The following is an 18,113-nucleotide window of genomic DNA, read 5'->3' as shown; positions in this document are numbered from 1 at the left end:
GTCAGTCCTTCACCGCCATCCACGCACCCAGACCCGCGCCGATGGCTGCGGCCGCATTGCGGCCTTCGCCCTTGCCGAAGCGCGAGCCGATGATGCCGCCGAGCACCGCGCCGCCGACGGCTTCGTTGCTGTAGCCGCCTTGCGCAACCATCGCGCCGGCACCTGCGCCGACCACCGTGGCGGCCGTGCGTGCGTTTCTGCTGCCGCCGAACTGACTGCCGATGACACCACCGGCGAGCGCGCCGACTGCGGTGCGGCCGACGTCATTGCGTGCAGGGGCGGGTGCGTAGCCGGGCGCGTAGGCGTAGCTTTGCGGTTGCGGATAGGTCGTGTAGCTCTGGGTGTACACGGGAGATGGGGCATAGACCGGCGCCGCCGCGTAATAGCCGCCGTGCCGATACTGCGGCTGGGCATAGACCACCTGTGCAGGCTGCTGCACGACCACGACGGGTTGCGCGGCATAGAGCGCCGGGTGGCCGTAGTTGGCCACGGGTTGCTGCGTTGCGCAGCCGGTCAGCATGGCGAGCGCCGATGCGGCGCCGAGTGCAAGAGCCAGTCGCGTCGTGACTTGTTTCATCATTGGTTTTCCCCCTGAGGTCTGTATAACGAGGCTACCCCGTCATGGGGATGACGCCAAGCTCACAGCGAGAAAATCTTCCCCGGATTCATGATGTTTTTGGGGTCCAGCGCGCGTTTGATGGTGCGCATCATGTCGACCGCGCCCGCGCCGGCCTCGTCGACCAGGAAGCCCATCTTGTGCAGGCCCACGCCGTGCTCGCCGGTGCAGGTGCCCTCGAGTGCCAGCGCGCGCGCCACCAGCTTGTGGTTGAGCTCTTCGGCAATCTCGCGCTCCTTCGGCTCATTCGGGTCGAGCAGGTAGCCGAAGTGGAAGTTGCCGTCGCCCACATGGCCGACGAGGAAGTAGGGAATGCCGCTTGCGTCGGCTTCAGCCACCGATTCGAGCAGGCAGTCCGCCAGGCGCGAGATCGGCACGCAGGTGTCGGTGGAAATCGCGCGGCAGCCAGGGCGCGACTGGATCGCTGCGAAATACGCGTTGTGACGTGCAGTCCACAGGCGCGTGCGCTCTTCGGGGGTCGATGCCCACTCGAACGCATTGCCGCCGAACTCAGCCGCAATCTCCTGCACCGTCTCGGCCTGCTCCTTCACGCCGGCGGGCGAGCCGTGGAATTCCATCAGCAGCAGCGGTTCCTCGCGCAGGCCCAGTTTGGAGTGCGCGTTCACCATGCGCACCGTGTTGTTGTCGATCAGTTCCACGCGCGCGATCGGCACGCCGAGCTGGATGGTCTGGATGACGGTGCGAACCGCAGCCTCAATGCTGGGGAACGAGCAGATCGCAGCAGACACGGCTTCGGGCAGCGGGTAGATGCGCAGTGTGACCTCGGTGATCACGCCCAGCGTGCCTTCGCTGCCGACCAGCAGGCGCGTGAGGTCGTAGCCCGCGGACGATTTCTTCGCGCGCGTGCCGGTGCGGATGACTTCGCCGCTCGCCGTCACCACTTCGAGGCCCAGCACGTTCTCGCGCATGGTGCCGTAGCGCACGGCGTTCGTGCCGGACGCACGCGTGGCCGCCATGCCGCCGATGGACGCGTCCGCACCCGGATCGATCGGGAAGAACAAGCCGGTGCTCTTGATGTCTTCATTGAGCTGCTTGCGCGTCACGCCCGGCTGCACGGTCACCGTCAGGTCGTCGGCGTTGATGTGCAGCACCTTGTTCATGCGACTCACGTCGATGCTGATGCCGCCCTGCACTGCGAGCAGATGGCCTTCGAGCGACGAACCCACGCCGAAGGGGATGACCGGCACGCTGTGGTCGCTCGCCAGCTTCACCGCGTCGGCCACGTCCTTCGTGCTTTCGGCGAACACCACGGCAGCAGGCGGCGGCGCCTGGAACGACGATTCGTCGCGGCCATGCTGCTCGCGCACGGCCAGCGCCGTGGAGCAGTTGGCACCGAAGCGCGCCTTCAATGCTTCGATCAATGCGTCGGGAACCTCGCGCTGGTTGATTTCGGGAACGAGGTGGGCGACTTGTGTGGGGGCGTTCATGGTGTCTCCGTGCCAATGTGCGGCAAGACCACGATTTTAGGCAGGGCGGGCGTTTGTCGCTGGGGAAGTGGTCAAAATCACGTACGCGGAAACCCGCACACCCGACCACCACCGGACGCCTGCCCATGACCATCGAAATCAGCCGCGAAGCCCGCCAGGAAGCCATCGCCTCCATCGAGCGCTACTTCCAGGAGAACATGGAAGAAAAGATCGGCAACATCGCGGCAGGTGCCTTGCTGGGTTACTTCCTCGAAGAGATCGGCCCGCTCATCTACAACAAGGCCGTGGCCGACGTGCAGGAGCGGCTACAGGCGCGTGTGGCGGAGCTCGACTACGAGGTGCACGAAGACGAGTTCCAGTACTGGCGCAAGTTCGACGGACTGCAACGTAACCGCTGAAGCGGTCGGGCCTTATGCGGGCCCGGGCTTTTGATTAAGTTCCGAAATTTAACGATCCTTTGCATTTCCAGCGGGAACGGCATTGAACTTGGCAGAGGGCATGTGACGTAATGCCTCGATGAAATTTTTTCTGGGATTGAGTTTTCTGGTTGCTGCGTTATTCGCTCGCGCAGAACTATCGCTTCCGAGATTGGAGAGGAGCGGTCGATTGGTGCTGCCTTACGCCGTCCAGTCAATGGCGTGGCAGCCGAATGGACACCTTTTCGCAATTGGCTTCTTCATGAAGGATGAAGTGTCCGTCTGGAACATTAAAGAGAAGAAGCATGTTTTCTCTGTTCGCAGTAACCGGCTCTCCGCAAATCTTTCGGGTCAGGAGATCCTGTTCTCTCTAGATGGTCGGTACCTGATCACCCAAGACTTTTCTGATTCCAAGGCAGGCTCTCCGCCGTTTCCTAAGGTTCTCAACTCACCGCAAGAATTGAACGCCCGGAAAGACATGCAGCGCTATGTCCTTGCAAAAGTATGGGACCTTGAAACGAGAAAGGAGGTCGCCACTATCAAGGGCCCGGGCTCTATTAAGCATGGCGGACGACATATCGGCATGTGCTTGTTCGACAACGGTCGATTGCTCGTTCTGTTGCGAAAGGGTGGATTCACCACTTATGAACTTCCATCCGGAGAAATGATCCGCGACGTCGATCTTTCGCATCCGTTCTCTGATCACCCAAAAGTGGGGCGAAGCTATGAAAAGATGGCGTGTAACCCGTCCGGCAACGAAATTGCGTTGGCCGGGTTGCAATTCTTTCGGGATGCTGAGAAGTTTGGTTACGTCAACTGGTCAGGTGCAACGGCGATTGTCGTTGCAGACGTGCGTAAGGGATCGGTCAAGAAAGTTCTCTTGAGCGAGACACCGCTTAACGGAGTTGTCTATACCAAGAGTGGAAACTATCTGGCGTCATTTGGGAAGCCTCCAATCCGCGTATGGAATGCCGCTGCAGATTTCCAATTGACGGGTGTTGTCAACGATCCTTCATTGAACTCAGGCAACTTGGTGGCGGCGGGGGATAGCGAGCGCGCGTTCGGAATCGCTGACCAAGCATACATCTGGGATCTCGCGCAACTCAGAAAGGTTGCTCGATTTGACATTCCGAGAGATGTCATTCGAGTAGCAGAAAAAGATAACAACTATGCGATTGCTGAGGGCAACACCGTGCACTTTTTCAAATTGGCTCCCTGAGCCATCCATTTTTCAGGAGACTTTTAAGTGTCAAGCCTCAGCATATCAACCATTCTTTCTGTTCTTGAAACAGGTTCTGGCATCCCGCTCGGCTTTGTGCCAGTTCCAAATGAGAGTCTGAATATTCCCTTGAGTAACCAATCTAGTCGGATCGACTATCTTGCATGGTTCAATCCTCAGACGGGCGAACTCATCATCAGCGGTACACCAGCGCCGGTTCAATTTTTGAATCTGCCTGCTCAGACGCAAGCCGAGAATCCGGGAATATTTTATGACTCCCCAGCAACTCTTGTAGACGGTCAATATGTCGTTGCACCGCGGTCGGTTCCTGTTATGCAGACGCGGGAATTGATAGAACGACTTACGGCCTCGGACGAGAGTCCCTATTTTGGAGCATCTGTCACCTTCGTAGGGTCTGGTGCGGTTGGTCTCGCCCTCGCCGCGGCGTCCTACCAGCTACGCAACGACACTGAATCGCCTGTAAACGTCGCAGGCACAGTAACCGTCAACGCATGGCAGGCCAATTGGACACCCAATGGTCAGGTCGATCCGGATGTTCTCAGTATTCGTACACCTGCCCCTGTGAATGGCGATCCGATGTGGTTGTCGGGGGGGTCTGGTGGCGGCATCGACTTGCCGGTGAGCACGGGTAATGCACAAGGCGCAGGCGCTGTCGTTGGAGCCGCAACCCAGGCTTTCGTTCAGAGCGTCGAGGCGGTCTTTTCAGGCGCCGCCAGTGCATTCAGCGGCTTTCGCGCCTGGGCTGTTGAAAAAGTTGTCGAATGGATCGGTGGAGAAGTGAAAGGCCCACTATCCGACGCGGCTGGGCAGGCTGCCGCACAGCACGTGGACAGTCCTGCGAACATCATCCATGAGCTTGGCTGGCGTGCGGATCTGAGTCCCGAGCAACTTCTGTTCGTTGAGCGGAATGACATTTCGCGCGGACACTGGAACGTGCTGGATGGCAAGGGGCCGAGTGGATACGGCATCGACAGCGTCAACTACGAAACGAGTGGGGTGGTTCGCACGACGGGGACGGGTGCCAATGCGAGTCAATCACAGGATGCTGTACAGGTGACGACGCATCTTGATGAGGCGACAGGCGCGATCATGGAGGTTCGCCTGGTGGGTGAGCTAGTTGACGGGCAGTTTGTCGCAAGTGGTGCAGCCCCTTATGTTATGGGCATGGATAAGGCGGGGCGCATTGTATTGCCGGGCCTCGTGCTGATCGGCCAAGGATTGGACGCGGTGATCGATGCGATGCAGAAGACGTTTGCCATGGCGCTGGACACGATGAGCCCGATCGTTCTTGACCTGGATGGCGATGGTGTGGAGACGGTGGCGCGCTCAGTCGGCACTCATTTCGATCACAACGGCGACGGCTTGTCCGAACTGACGGGGTGGGTCGGCGCCGATGACGGTTTACTGGTGCGCGACATCAACGGCAATGGCCTTATTGACAATGGACTGGAACTCTTCGGCAACAACACGCGCCTGAACAACGGTGCGAAAGCCCAGAACGGCTTCAAGGCATTGGCCGAGTTGGACCAGAACCGTGATGGCAAGGTTGATGCCGGCGATGCGGCTTTCGCTGAGCTCAAGGTATGGAAAGACGCTGACGGCGACGCCCATGTAGATTCGGGCGAGTTGCTTTTACTTGCGTACGCGGGTGTATCGGCGATCAAGCTGGCGTATGCCGAGGTCAATGTGAAGGATGCGGCGGGCAACAATCTCGGGCAGTGGGGCTCATATGTTCGTTCGGACGGAACAACGGCCAAGGCAATCGATGTCTGGTTCAGCCAGGACTCGGCACGTACTGTTGATCTAAACACCGTCGTGGTCAGTGATCGCATTGCTGCGTTGCCCGAACTGGCGGGTATGGGTATCGTTCGGAGCTTGCATCAGACCTTGGCGCGCAGTCCTAACTCCTCGCTTGAGCAGATGCTTAAGGATTTTGCGCGAGCCGAGGATCAGGCGGAGCGCAAACGGTTGATCGTGTCAATTGTGTACGAGTGGACTGGCGTCAGTGGCGCGTCTCCTTCAAGCCGAGGCAATTATCTTTCTGATGCGCGGAAACTGCTGGCGGTCGAGGCGCTGCTTGGCGTCGGATTTGTTCAGAAATCCGGCACGAATGGGGGTACTTTGGACCCAGGACCAAATGCCGCAGCACAGATTGAGACAGCCTTCGGTGAAGCGCTGACTTACTTCTATGGGCAACTCATGCTTCAGACGCATTTCCGCCCCCTGCTTGATGCCGCAAAGTTCTCCATTGATGCGAAGGGGGCGGCTATCAACGAAGCGATTGCTTTCAATATGCTCAAGCAAGGCTTCGATCAGCGTTTCGAAAGCCACGATGGTGGTCAGGCGGCGCGCCAGTGGGCGACAGATTTTGACCTTGCATTGCGCTCCTTGGGTGCGAGGGGGGAGTCCTTGGCAAAAGCGCTGCGCGCGCATTCTGACAATACGCTTGATGCTTTTGATCGTGTTCTTGGCGCATTCGGCCTCGAATATCTCGATGGAACAGAGGGTGCCGACATTCTCTATGGAACCGCTACCGCCGATATCATTTATGGGCAGGCAGGCGCTGATACGCTCCGTGGAGACCTTGGTGATGACCGTCTTGAAGGTGAAGATGGCGATGACAATCTGTACGGTGGCGGCGGCAACGATGTACTAGTAGGAGGCGTGGGCGATGATGTGTTGGATGGTGGCGCTGGCAGAGACACTTTTATCTACGCAAAAGGCTTCGGACAGGACGTCCTTGTGCAAAGCGAGGCTTACTACAGTACGCGAAATGACACCGCTGTATTTGAGGACTTGACGCTTATTGATTTGCTCAACGTGACTCGGCAGGGCGTGCACCTCACGTTTAACTTTGCGAGCGGAGATAGTTTGAAGTTGCAGGATTTCTTCGTCGGGGGCGACAGCTATCGCACAAACAAGATCGACCGAATGGAATTTGCTGATGGCACGGTACTTACCCCCAATGAAATTGTTTCGTTGGCGGTCCAGTTAACGAACGGCGATGATGTTTCGACATCCTCTAGCCTTGGCAATAGCGAGGTCTACGGTCTTGACGGGAACGACAGACTGACAGGAGGAGGGAAGTCGGATCGCTTGGATGGAGGTGTGGGCAACGACTCATTACTCGGAGGTGCCGGCAATGACGTTCTGATTGGTGGCGGGGGTAATGATGTGCTCGATGGGGGAGGCAACAGCGATATTTATTTGTTTGATGAGGGTTTTGGGCAAGACACAATCCGGAACAACGAATCCTATTTCGCGGTGTCAAGTTTCGACATCGCCGTCTTTGGATGCGGTATCGATGCAAATGAGCTCTGGTTTCGAAGAGTAGGCAATAACCTCGAAGCCAGTGTGATTGGCACTACAGACATGGTCACGATCGAGGGTTGGTACCTCAGCAGTTCGTATCACCTCGATCAATTTCAGACGCACGATGGTCAAGTGCTCGCCGAGAGTCGTGTTCAGAATCTCGTGCAGGCCATGGCAGCTTTCGCGCCCCCTGCCCCGGGGCAAACTACTTTGCCGCCTGCTTATCAATCAAGTCTCAATGCTGTGATCGCCGCCAACTGGCAGTAAATCCGGACAGGAGGCAGCAGGGCGTCGTCGGGAATGACGATTTCCTTCATTACTTTATCTCTGCGGCCCCCGAATGATCGACCCCGGCATCGCACCCGTCGGCTGGCCGCACTCCATGATGGCTTCGCCGTTCACCATCGTCGCCACATAACCTTCGGCGCTTTGCGTGAGCCGCCTTCCGCCAGCGGGCAGGTCGAACACGAAGTGCGGCAGGTCGAGCTTCAGCTTGTCGAAGTCGATGATGTTCACGTCGGCCTTGTAGCCGGGCGCGAGCACGCCGCGGTCCTGCAGGCCGTAGACCTGCGCGGTGTCGCGCGTCTGCTTCTTCACCAGCATTTCCAGCGGCAGCTTCGGGCCGCGTGAGCGGTCGCGCGCCCAGTGCGTGAGCATGAAAGTAGGCATGGACACGTCGCACACATAGCCCACGTGCGCGCCGCCGTCGGCCAGGCTCATCATCGTGCGCGGGTGCTGCAACTGCGTGTGCAGCAGAGACAGGTCGCCGTACGAATAGTTGAACACGGGGAAGTACAGCAGGCCCTTGCCATCGTTACGGCCTTCGTTGGTGAGCATCGCGTCGTAGGCCACTTCGAGCGGGTTGGCACCGGTGCCCTTCGACTTGGCGAGCAGGCTGTCGCTCATCAGCGGTTCGTAGTTGACGCTCCCGCTTGCGTCGGGCCGCAGCACGAAGAGGCGCGCAAGGCCGCGCAAAAAGAACGCCGCTTCCTGGTTGACCTGCGCTGCGGCTTCCACCACTTCCATGCGCGTGAGCGCGGCACGCACTTCGGGCTGGCGCAGGCGCGCGAGTTTTTCTTCCCACGGCAAAGGCGCGATCTGCTGCCAGATCGGATGCAGCACGAACGGGTGCAGCGAGCCCTCGAAGCCCATCACCATGCTGGTGGCGCGCCCGCTGATGCTGCCGTACAGCGGCACGCCTTCAGCATTCGTCGTGTCCAGGTGCGCGAGCAGGCGCTTCCACGTGTCGGGTGTCTGGTCGGTCTGCACGAGCGCGAAGGCGACGGGCAGTTTGTTGTCGCGCGCGATCTGCGTGAGCCACCACAACTCGCCTTCCATGCTCACGTGGTTCGCTGTCATCTGGAACACGCCGTGGCCCACGCCCTTCATCGCACGCGCGATGCCCAGGATCTCTTCCGGCGACGCGAAGGTGCCTGGCGGGTATTTGTGCTGCTGGTACTTGTGGATGAGTGTGCGGCTCGTCGAGAAGCCGAGCGCGCCGGCCTTCAGGCCTTCCGCGACGATCTGCGTCATCGCGCGGATGTCGTCGGCCGACGCTTCGTCGTGTGTCACGCCGCGTTCGCCCATCACATAGGTGCGCACGGCGCTGTGCGGAATCTGCGCGCCGACATCGAGCGCGCGCGGCTTGGACGCGAGTGCGTCGAGATACTCCGGGAACGTCTCCCATTCCCAGCGGATGCCTTCGCTCAGCACGGTGCCGGGGATGTCTTCGACGCCTTCCATCACGCTGATCAGCCACTCACGGCGGTCCGGCTTCACCGGTGCGAAGCCCACGCCGCAGTTGCCCATGACCGCGGTGGTCACGCCGTGGTGCGTCGATGGCGAAAGATAGGGGTCCCAGGTGACCTGGCCGTCGTAGTGCGTGTGCACGTCCACCCAGCCGGGCGTGACGATCGCGCCGCTCGCGTCGACTTCGCGCTTCCCCGCGCCGAGCTTGCCGCCGACTGCGGCGATCTTTCCGTCCTTGATGCCGACGTCACCGGTGAACGGCGCCGCGCCGGACCCATCCACAACCGTACCGCCGCGAATCACCGTGTCGAACATGGATTGTTGCCTCCTGTCCGGGCAACCATACCGCATGAAGCGGCGCGCCGCCAATCCGGGTGAATCAGGGGGCGGCGACGATGCGGTTGAACTCGTCCATCGAGATGAACTGGTCGCGGTTGGCGTCCACCTGTTCGAAGCGCGCCGCGATAGCGGGCAGGTGGTCGGCTTCCGTACGGCTCAGCTTGCCGTCGCGATTCGTGTCGGCGCGCTTGAAGGCAGCTTCGGCCTGCTGGTTGGCGGCCATGGCCTGCGTCGTGGGCTTGCTGCCGTCGGGCTTCGTGGCCTGGGCCGCAGTCTGTGCCCACGCATTGGCGCCGAGTACGCCGAGGGCCAGCCACGCCGCCATGGCCAGCGTCGTGGGGCGCGGGACGTCGGGTCGCACGTTGTTCTGCATGGCTGGCTCCTCGGAAGGTTTTGCATGGCTCCATTGCCACATGACCCCATTGCACGACGCGAAGAGGGCCGTCGCCAGCGCTTTTGCGGCATGTTGCCGCCGTCACAATCACATGGCCACGCGAAACATTTCAGAGCGCGGTGTAACGGGGACTGCGCCGCGCCGGGCACAATCCACCCAGCTTCAGCACGCACCTCAGACCTCAGGAGAGACACATGGGCAACCGCCTCACCCAGATCGCCACGCGCACCGGCGACAACGGCACCACCGGCCTCGGCGACAACACCCGCGTCTCCAAGGACAGCCTGCGGGTGCACGCCATGGGCGATGTCGACGAACTCAACTCCAGCATCGGCGTGCTGCTGTGCGAGGAACTGCCGGCCGACGTGCGCGAACTGCTCGGCGACATCCAGCATCAGCTCTTCAACCTGGGCGGCGAACTTTCCATTCCGGGCTTCGAACTGCTCAAGCCCGAAGCCGTGCTGCAGCTCGACGAAGCGCTCGCGCATCACAACGAACAGCTGCCACGTTTGCAGGAGTTCATCCTGCCGGCGGGCTCGCGCGCGGCCTCGCTCGCGCATGTGTGCCGCACCATCGCGCGGCGCGCCGAACGCGCAGTCGTCGCGCTGGGCAGCGCCGAGACGCTCAAGGACACGCCGCGCCAGTACCTCAACCGCCTTTCGGACCTGATGTTCGTGCTCGCGCGCGTGCTCAACCGCATGAACGGCGGCGACGACGTGTACTGGAAGAGCGAGCGGATGGCCGGCAGGACGGACGAGGCAGCCGACTGACCTGCCACCGGCGGCGCAGGGTTCAGCGCGGCGCCAGCACCGCCATCGTGATGCGCGACACGCAGGTCATCTCGCCGGCGTCGTTGGTCATGTCGATCTGCCAGACCTGCGTGGTGCGGCCGATGTGCACCGGCCGCGTGATGCCGGTCACCCAGCCGCTGGTTGCGCCCTTGAGGTGGTTGGCGTTGATGTCCAGCCCCACCGCGCGATGGCCTTCGGGGCAGCTGTAGGCCGCGCCGCAGGAGCCCAGCGTCTCGGCCAGCACCACACTCACGCCGCCGTGCAGCAGGCCGTAGGGCTGTCGGGTGTGCTCGTTCACCGGTACGCGCGCGGTGATGAAGTCGTCGCCCACCTCGAGGAATTCGATGCCCAGCCGGGCGACGGCGGTGTCCTTGTGGATGGCGCCGAGGATCTCGACGGAGATGGGTTTCTTCCAGACGGCGCGTGTCTCGGGCATGGTGCTTTCCTTCGGATGCTTCAGGCTTCAACTATATCGACAACCCTGCAATGCGTCGCGGTGGCGACCTACAGGGCAGGGCGGGCCGTGCCGGTATGTTGGCACGCATGAAACACAAATGGCTCCGGCGGCTCGGTCTCGCGGCATGCGCGCTTGCCGCGCTGATTGTCATGGCGGCTGGCGCGTTGTGGTTGTGGCTTCCTTCGAGCGAAGAGATCGCGCGGCGTGTCGAAGCCGAGGTGCAGGCGCGCCTGGGCGTGCCCGTGCAGATCGGCGCCGTGCACTGGGGCGTCTGGCCCACGCCGTATGCCGAGGTCCTCGATGCACGTACCGTGCAGCATCCCGAGGCGATCACGTTCCGCCGGCTCGCGCTCTTCCCCGACCTCGGTGCCGCCCTGCATCGCCAGATCGTCATGCGGCGGGTGGAGCTCGAAGGCGCAGTGATTCCCCGCGAGGCGATGCGCGCGTTCCGCGGCCGCGAGTCGGGCGTCACCGAACCGGGCGGCGAAAAGGCAGACATCCCGCTCAGGCAATTCGTGTTCCACGACGTGACATGGATTTCCTGGTCGGGTGTACCGGTTGCGTATGACGGCGAGATCCTTTTCGACCCGCTGTGGCTGCCGCGCGCGGCCACCCTGGTGCGTCCCGGTGTCTCGCCGCCGGCCCGGCTCGACCTCACCCGCGTCGGCACCGAAGACCGCTGGCAGACGCGCATCGTCATCGCAGGCGGAACAGCCGATGGCGAGGTGCGCCTGCAGACCACACCCGATGGCCTGATGCAGCTCGCCGGCGATCTGGCGCCGCGCGGCATCGAGGTGGAGCAGGCCGTGGCGACATTCCACCGGCGCTCGCCCCTGGCCGGCTTCGCGTCCGGCCGCACGCGGATCGAAGCGAGTGGACAGACAGCAGGCGAGCTCGCCCGCTCGTTGCACACCGTCAGCGAACTCAGCGTCGCCAGCGGCCGCGTGCTCCGGCTCGACGTCGACAAGGCCGTGCGCACGCTCGGCAAGGAGCGCGCCGGCCAGACGCCGCTCGACAGCCTGACCGGCCGCGTGGAAACACAGAACACCGAGCAAGGCATGCGCGTCGTGTATTCGGATCTCGAAGCGCATGCGGGCGACTACGCCGCGCGCGGCGAGGCCACCGTCTACCAACGCCATGTGAAGGCGCGGGGCACGCTCGACACGGCCGGGGGCGCGGTGGCCGTGCCGTTCACCGTCGAAGGCCCCACGCGCAAGCCGGACTTCGAGATCGCGCCCGGCTTCTATGCGGGTGCGGCCATCGGCACTGCCATCCTCCCGGGCATCGGCACGGTGATCGGCGCGCGCATCGGCGGGGCGCTCGGCGGCGCACCGGCCAAATCTGGCAAGCCGGACAAGCCTGCTACGCCCATCAAAAAGGGGCCGGTCAGTCCGCGCCTGCAATGAACGCCGCCACGGCGGACGTCACCTGTTCATCCCTGAGCATGCGGCTGTGGCCGAGTCCTTGCGTCGCGGTGAGCCGCGCGCCCTTGATTTCGCGCGCAAAGGCTTCGCCGTCGGCGAAGTGGTTCACGCGATCCTCGCGGTCATGCACCACGAGCGTGGGTGCTGCCACGTTCGGGCCCGTGCACTGCGGCTCGAACTGCGACATCAGCACGCCTTCGCGCGATTCGACGCGCCGTTGAAGCCCCGCACGCGTTGCCTCGCTCAGCCCGAAGGCATGCGCGAACAGACGCGTGTATTCATACGGCGACGCGGGCGGCGCCAGCAGAACCAGCCGCTCGATGCGGAGCCCCCGGCTTGCCGCGAACGCGAGCGCATTGGCGGCCAGTGAATGCGCCGCCGCACCGCGCAACACGTGACCCTGTTGCGCCAGTCGCGCTGCGGTGTATTCGATGGCCCGCGCAAACTGCGGCAGGTTGCTCACGCGCCCACGGCTCACGCCATGCGCAGGCAGGTCGATCAGCACAGGCTGCATGCCCTGTGCGGCCAGCGCCTGCGCGAGCGGCAGCATCTGCTGCGCATGCCCGCCCCAGCCGTGCACCAGCAAGACCACGGGTCCTTGCGGCGTCGACGGCACCAACGGCGCCGACGGCAGCGAATGCACCGTGATGCTCGCGTCCTCGAACGCCCAACGCTCGCTTCGCCAGCCTTCCGGCCAGGGGCGCTGCTTGCGCAGCCATCGCGGCGGCAGCGGCGTGCCGAAGAGGCGGTAGGCCGCGCGCACCGTCAGCGAAGGCCACACGCGCTCCAGGGCGCCCAGCCCCGTGCGCATGACGCGGGTGAACGGGTTGGTGCTGTAGAAATCGGACGTGGCCTGCAAGGCAGCGGGTGTCATGTGCGTGCCCCCGGCTTCAGTACCAGCACCAGTCTTCATTGCTGCGCGGCAACTGGCGCAAGGAATCGACAGCCGCCAGAAGAAGCCGCGCGGCCACGAAGACGCCGGCGATGAGTGCAACGATCAGCATGATTTGCCTTTCTTCGCACAGTCGTGCGAAATATGGAGATGGGCGATGACGGGGGAAGTCATGGTCATTCGAAGGTGAGAGGGAAGGGGGTTACTGCGGGCGATAGCTCGCCAGCAGGCGTTGCCAGGTGGCGAGCGTGCGTGCGGCGGCAGAACTGTCGCGCAAGAAGCGCACGTCGTGGAGCAGGCCCATGAACATGGCGCTGAGCTCGGCGACGAGCTGCGCCGGATCGGTGTCGGCCTTCAGATGGCCTTCGTCGATGGCCTGTTGCACCGTGCGGCGCAGCGTGGCGCGCCAGCGCGTCACTTCGGACAGCAGCAGGTCGCGCAACTCGCCTTCACGGTCGTCGAGCTCGAACGCGCCGGCGGTATACAGGCAACCCGTGTGCGCCTCAACGTCGCGCATGCGCGTCACCCAGCGCTGCACGATGTTGTCCAGCCGCGGCAGGCCCTTGGGCGCCTGCATGGCGGGCACGAACACGTCGGTGACGAAGCGGCGGCCGTACTCTTCGATGACGGCCTTCTGCAGCGCTTCACGCGAGCCCGCACGCGAGAACACGCCGCTCTTGGACAGGCCCACCCGGTCCGCCACCGCCTGCAGCGTGATGGCTTCGAGTCCTTCGGCCAGGGCAAGGTCGAGCGCGCCGCCCACGATGGCGGCACGGGTCATCTCGCTTTTCTGCGTCTTGGCGTCCATGCGGCGAATATTAGCACGGTTGTGCGAAAAGACAAATCCGCTACGCTAGCGGCATAAAAAGACAGTGAGACAAGCGCATGACCCATCAGTCCACACATCCGGCATTCCGCCCGCAGATCAGCCTCTACCAGGACTGGCTGAAATCAAACCGCGGCCTCGCCTTCGATACCTACGAGGCGCTCTGGACCTGGTCCACCACCGACCTCGAGGCCTTCTGGCAAAGCATCTGGGACTACTTCGACCTGCAGTCGCCCACGCCGCACACCGCCGTGCTCGCGAAGGACGTGATGCCCGGCGCCGTGTGGTTCCCCGGTGCGCAGGTCAATTACGCGCAGCAGGTCTTCCGCCACGTGCAGCCCGCGCATGAAGCCGGCTTCGCGGCCATCATCAGCCGCAACGAGAAGGGCGCGCATCGCGAACTCAGCTGGCCTGAACTGAAGCGCCAGGTCGCGTCGCTCGCGCTGCACCTCAAGGCGCAAGGCCTGCAGCCCGGTGACCGCGTCGCCGCCTACCTGCCCAACATTCCCGAGGCCATGGTCGCCTTCCTCGCCACCGTGAGTGTGGGCGGCGTGTGGAGCATCTGCGCGCCCGACATGGGCACCGCCGCCGTGCTGGACCGCTTCAAACAGATCGAACCGAAAATCCTCATCGCCTGCGACGGCGTCACCTACGGCGGCAGAGACTTCGACCGCACCGCCGTCGTCGCGGAGATGCGCGCCGCGTTGCCCACGGTGCAGCACGTCATCGTCCATGAGAACCTCGGCGGCCTGGCCACCTTGCCCGACACCACGCGCCTGGCCGACACCACGCAGCGCGACGACGAAGCCACGCGCAGCTTCGAGCCCATGTGGCTGCCCTTCGACCATCCGCTGTGGATCGTCTATTCCAGCGGCACCACCGGCCTGCCCAAGCCCATCGTGCACGGCCACGGCGGCACGCTGCTCGTCGCGCTCGCGCTCAAGATCATCCACAACGACGTCGGCTGCAGCTACCACCCCAACAACTGGGGCGAGCGCTACCACTGGTACAGCTCCACCGGCTGGGTCATGTGGAACGCGCAGATGAGCGGCCTGCTCAACGGCACCACCTGCTGCATCTACGACGGCAACCCCGGCGGCAGCAAGGACAGGCCCGACTGGTCCACCCTCTGGCGCTTCGGCGCGGAACTCGGCGTCACCTTTTTCGGCGCGGGCGCAGCTTTCTTCGCCAACTGCATGAAAGCCGGCGTGGACCTCACCGCACTGCCCGGCCTGCGCAGCGTGCGCGCGCTGGGCACCACCGGCTCGCCACTGAGTGAAGACGCGCAACGCTGGGGCACGCAACAGTTCAAGGCGCTCAGGCCCGAAGCCGAAGACATCTGGTGGTGCAACATCTCCGGCGGTACCGACTTCGCCGGCGCCTTCATCGGCGGCAACCGCGAACTGCCGCTCGTCCCCGGCGAAATGCAATGCCGCCTGCTCGGCTGCGCCGTTCAAGCGTGGAACGAACAGGGCCAGCCCGTCATCGGCGAAGTGGGCGAACTCGTCTGCACCCGCCCCATTCCGTCCATGCCGCTCTACTTCTGGGGCGACGAAGGCAACAAGCGCTATTTGTCGAGCTACTTCGACATGTACCCGGGTGTGTGGAGACACGGCGACTGGCTCAAGATCGGCGACAACGGCGGCTGCGTCATCTACGGCCGCAGCGACGCCACCATCAATCGCCACGGCCTGCGCATGGGCACCAGCGAGCTCTACAGCGCAGTGGAGGCATTGCCCGAAGTGCTCGACAGCATGGTCGTCGACCTGGAATACCTCGGCCGCGAAAGCTACATGCCGCTCTTCGTTTCGCTGCGCGAAGGCATCACGCTGGACGACGCACTGCGTGCACGCATCAACGGCGCGATACGCACGGCGCTGTCACCGCGCTTCCTGCCGAACGACATCTTTCATGTGGCCGAGATACCGCGCACGCTGTCGGGCAAGAAGCAGGAATTGCCGATCAAGAAGCTGCTGCTGGGGCAGCCGATCGAGAAAGTCGTCAATCGCGATGCCATGGCCAACCCTGCATGCTTAGAGTGGTATCAAAGATTTGCGCTAGAGCGTAATGGCCGTTCGCCTAACTCACTCAACCGACTTGTTTGACGGAGCAACAAGTTGGCGCGCGTAAAGCGGTCGATACCCCTCGAGCGTCGGTGCTTACGTCTATATGGTCAAACATGTACGCGCAAGAAACAGTCGATCGCACTTCAGAACTAAGTACGGCTACACCAAAGACTGAAAGCCGTTTCAACATGAGTGCGCACCCATTCGATTGACGCCAAGCCTGTCCCGCGATATGGGGATGGCTTCGCAAAGATCGCTTCAATTTCTTTTGAAGCCGGTGAATCGACAGTCGCAAGCGTGTAGCCCATCGCGCGGTAGGCACCCTCCAAACGACGTAGCCGCGTATACCAGTGGTGGCTTTTTGAGGCCAATCGGATTTGATCGCGGGCGAAACTTTCTGCGGAGCCAGTGTTGGCAAGACACTGTGTCCCCGCAATGCGATCAACGACGGCCTGAGTCTGCCGCAATTGATCGTGAACTTCGGGTTGACTAGTGCCGCCAGAGCGATAGTTGTATTTATGGCTTCTCAGGTGCCCCAAAAGTTGGATCTCGTGGGGCCTCAGCTTGTGCGCGCTAGATACTTCTGCTACGAGGTCGGGAAAGGAGAACACGTACTTTCCATTGCCTGCCAGCCACAGTATTGCGTGATTACGAAAACCGACAGCGAGCACATCAAATGCCCACCCAATCGCGCTACCGGACACCGGGGTTCCAGCCGTTGATTCCAAGAGTTCCATATTCTCAATGAGCTGATCACTGTAGTTGCTTCGAGGGCGATAGCTTCGAAGAAGCGAACCCAATTTTCCTTCTCGATCAATAAAAATGCGACCTTCTTGCTTCAGGTGCTGTAGGAACAAGGACCCATCTCTCGAAAATGCAAATAGTTGCTGCCAGCTATAGGTGCTGGTTGAATAACCTGCTTTGCACAGCTCATTCTCTACACGAGGGTCATGATTTCCGGCGAGAAGAATGTCTTTGTCGCTGAACTCATCAAAATCACCTCTCGAAACAGAGCCAAATACTGCGAGACTCTCAATGGAACGGGCGAGATTCATCGTACAAACCTTTTAACGACCATTGCGGTCGACAACGCGATCCATGCAATCCCCAGTACCACTTGACACAAAACGGCGATCAAGCCAAATGAGGTAGACGGTGTAAGTTCTAGGGTGCCAAACGTTGACATATTCCCAATCGTGAAAAAAGCTGTCTTGAGTGGAAGAGGAACATCACTGAGCTTGGAGCCATCGATCCCATATTCTTTCCAGTAAGCGTGATTGAACCCCCAGACCACCGAACAAAGAAAAGGCGTGACAAATAAGATGTGACGAGCCCGTACTCCATAGCCAAAAAGAAGCTGGAAAAGTACGTTCCAGAACCAAAACGCATAGAAACGAAAATCCAACCATTTAGTGCGCCCACTCGCGCTCAACCAATAGAAGCAACGGTTGTAACGCTGCCAAAGCCGAAAGTGGTATTCCGCAGTATCTCGAAACTCTGGTTGGCTTTCATCGATGGAATTTTTTAGGAGGGTGTGAAAAAGATCGACGCCCACATTGGCGTATCGTTCTCTATCGAAAAGGTTGCGTAAAAAAGAACGAGGATCGATATAAGTTCGAGTGAGCTTGAACTTGTGCGTGTTGCACTTAATAAAGATGCACTCGTGAAAGGCGCAATCTTCGAAATGAGCGCTGAGAAAGAGGCATTCATCGAACGTGCATTTAGTAAAAACCACTCGAACAAAGTGAGTTTCATAGAAGCGCATCCGTTTGAAGGTCTTATTTTTGAAGAAGAGCGTGTCCCCAGGAACGGCGGCTTCTAGTACAGAGCTAGGTTCAAAAGCCTTCTCAAAAATCTCAGATGCATTCTGGAGGTGTGCTTCCAACGCAATCTTGTTGATCTTGGGCAAATTTTTCCCAAGATCGAAAAATGAATCCGTCATGAGTGCCTAGCCTTTGTCCGTATAGAACGGCCTGTTGTGCTTCGTATAGTTTATCCACGACTGTGTACTTATTGCTCACGGCTCATCCGTACACATCAACTACGCTGACTCACTCGGTCCGACAACGAAAATTCAGTCTCTTCTCCAGGCTTGCTGGATCGGGCGGCGACTGGTGTAGGGCCGCAGCTAAAGTTGATATGC

15 protein-coding genes are annotated in these 18,113 nt (G+C 61.3%); 6 read left to right on the top strand and 9 right to left on the bottom strand.

What is annotated here, in order from left to right; genetic code table 11:
• Position 1: 1 nt before the first annotated feature.
• Entirely contained in the window at positions 2 to 580 is a 579-nt protein-coding gene (locus ACO2Q9_RS14545) for a glycine zipper 2TM domain-containing protein (protein WP_423312523.1), read from the bottom strand.
• A gap of 59 nt (positions 581 to 639) precedes the next feature.
• On the bottom strand, positions 640 to 2,064 hold the full coding sequence (locus tag ACO2Q9_RS14540; protein WP_423312522.1) for an FAD-binding oxidoreductase: 1,425 nt from the start codon (positions 2,062 to 2,064) through the stop codon (positions 640 to 642).
• 125 nt (positions 2,065 to 2,189) lie between these two features.
• On the opposite strand from ACO2Q9_RS14540, the gene ACO2Q9_RS14535 reads away from it, so the two are divergent.
• The 3 genes from ACO2Q9_RS14535 to ACO2Q9_RS14525 all read left to right on the top strand — a co-directional run bounded on the left by ACO2Q9_RS14535 (position 2,190) and on the right by ACO2Q9_RS14525 (position 7,299).
• Positions 2,190 to 2,462, top strand: a complete 273-nt coding sequence (locus tag ACO2Q9_RS14535) for a DUF2164 domain-containing protein (protein ID WP_423312521.1) — start codon at positions 2,190 to 2,192, stop codon at positions 2,460 to 2,462.
• A 118-nt stretch (positions 2,463 to 2,580) separates the two neighbouring features.
• A complete protein-coding gene (locus tag ACO2Q9_RS14530; protein WP_423312520.1) occupies positions 2,581 to 3,699 on the top strand; it encodes a hypothetical protein in 1,119 nt (372 codons plus the stop codon).
• 27 nt (positions 3,700 to 3,726) lie between these two features.
• Positions 3,727 to 7,299 (top strand): calcium-binding protein, encoded by a 3,573-nt coding sequence (locus tag ACO2Q9_RS14525; RefSeq protein WP_423312519.1) that lies wholly within the window; start codon positions 3,727 to 3,729, stop codon positions 7,297 to 7,299.
• Between the two features lie 54 nt (positions 7,300 to 7,353).
• Here the strand turns inward: ACO2Q9_RS14525 and ACO2Q9_RS14520 are convergent, their stop codons facing one another.
• On the bottom strand, positions 7,354 to 9,096 hold the full coding sequence (locus ACO2Q9_RS14520) for an N-acyl-D-amino-acid deacylase family protein (protein ID WP_423312518.1): 1,743 nt from the start codon (positions 9,094 to 9,096) through the stop codon (positions 7,354 to 7,356).
• Between the two features lie 64 nt (positions 9,097 to 9,160).
• Positions 9,161 to 9,493, bottom strand: a complete 333-nt coding sequence (locus ACO2Q9_RS14515) for an EF-hand domain-containing protein (protein WP_423312517.1) — start codon at positions 9,491 to 9,493, stop codon at positions 9,161 to 9,163.
• A gap of 215 nt (positions 9,494 to 9,708) precedes the next feature.
• Between ACO2Q9_RS14515 and ACO2Q9_RS14510 the strand changes: the two genes are divergently transcribed.
• Entirely contained in the window at positions 9,709 to 10,284 is a 576-nt protein-coding gene (locus tag ACO2Q9_RS14510; protein ID WP_423312516.1) for a cob(I)yrinic acid a,c-diamide adenosyltransferase, read from the top strand.
• A 22-nt stretch (positions 10,285 to 10,306) separates the two neighbouring features.
• Here the strand turns inward: ACO2Q9_RS14510 and ACO2Q9_RS14505 are convergent, their stop codons facing one another.
• A complete protein-coding gene (locus ACO2Q9_RS14505; RefSeq protein ID WP_423312515.1) occupies positions 10,307 to 10,741 on the bottom strand; it encodes a hotdog fold thioesterase in 435 nt (144 codons plus the stop codon).
• Positions 10,742 to 10,848: 107 nt separating this feature from the next.
• Here ACO2Q9_RS14505 and ACO2Q9_RS14500 point away from each other — a divergent pair, with 107 nt between their 5' ends.
• Positions 10,849 to 12,168, top strand: coding sequence for a hypothetical protein (locus ACO2Q9_RS14500; protein ID WP_423312514.1), 1,320 nt, complete (start codon positions 10,849 to 10,851; stop codon positions 12,166 to 12,168).
• Here ACO2Q9_RS14500 and ACO2Q9_RS14495 read toward each other — a convergent pair.
• On the bottom strand, positions 12,149 to 13,060 hold the full coding sequence (locus ACO2Q9_RS14495) for an alpha/beta fold hydrolase (protein WP_423312513.1): 912 nt from the start codon (positions 13,058 to 13,060) through the stop codon (positions 12,149 to 12,151). The two genes, ACO2Q9_RS14500 and ACO2Q9_RS14495, sit on opposite strands and share 20 nt — an antisense overlap.
• Positions 13,061 to 13,280: 220 nt before the next feature.
• Complete coding sequence (locus ACO2Q9_RS14490; RefSeq protein WP_423312512.1) at positions 13,281 to 13,886, bottom strand: TetR/AcrR family transcriptional regulator; 606 nt, start codon at positions 13,884 to 13,886, stop codon at positions 13,281 to 13,283.
• 77 nt (positions 13,887 to 13,963) lie between these two features.
• Between ACO2Q9_RS14490 and ACO2Q9_RS14485 the strand changes: the two genes are divergently transcribed.
• On the top strand, positions 13,964 to 16,009 hold the full coding sequence (locus ACO2Q9_RS14485; protein WP_423312511.1) for an acetoacetate--CoA ligase: 2,046 nt from the start codon (positions 13,964 to 13,966) through the stop codon (positions 16,007 to 16,009).
• A gap of 110 nt (positions 16,010 to 16,119) precedes the next feature.
• On the opposite strand, the gene ACO2Q9_RS14480 is transcribed toward ACO2Q9_RS14485, so the two are convergent.
• Both ACO2Q9_RS14480 and ACO2Q9_RS14475 read right to left on the bottom strand, forming a co-directional pair.
• Positions 16,120 to 17,025, bottom strand: a complete 906-nt coding sequence (locus ACO2Q9_RS14480) for a nucleotidyltransferase domain-containing protein (protein WP_423312510.1) — start codon at positions 17,023 to 17,025, stop codon at positions 16,120 to 16,122.
• On the bottom strand, positions 17,022 to 17,912 hold the full coding sequence (locus ACO2Q9_RS14475) for a hypothetical protein (protein ID WP_423312509.1): 891 nt from the start codon (positions 17,910 to 17,912) through the stop codon (positions 17,022 to 17,024). The genes ACO2Q9_RS14480 and ACO2Q9_RS14475 overlap by 4 nt, the downstream gene beginning before the upstream one ends.
• Between the last annotated feature and the right edge of the window lie 201 nt (positions 17,913 to 18,113).

Source organism: Variovorax sp. VNK109 (genome assembly GCF_049445855.1).
GTDB lineage: Bacteria > Pseudomonadota > Gammaproteobacteria > Burkholderiales > Burkholderiaceae_C > JAGOCV01.
The sequence above is the reverse complement of the archived record's forward strand: the minus strand, read 5'-3'. Positions and strand labels throughout refer to the sequence as shown.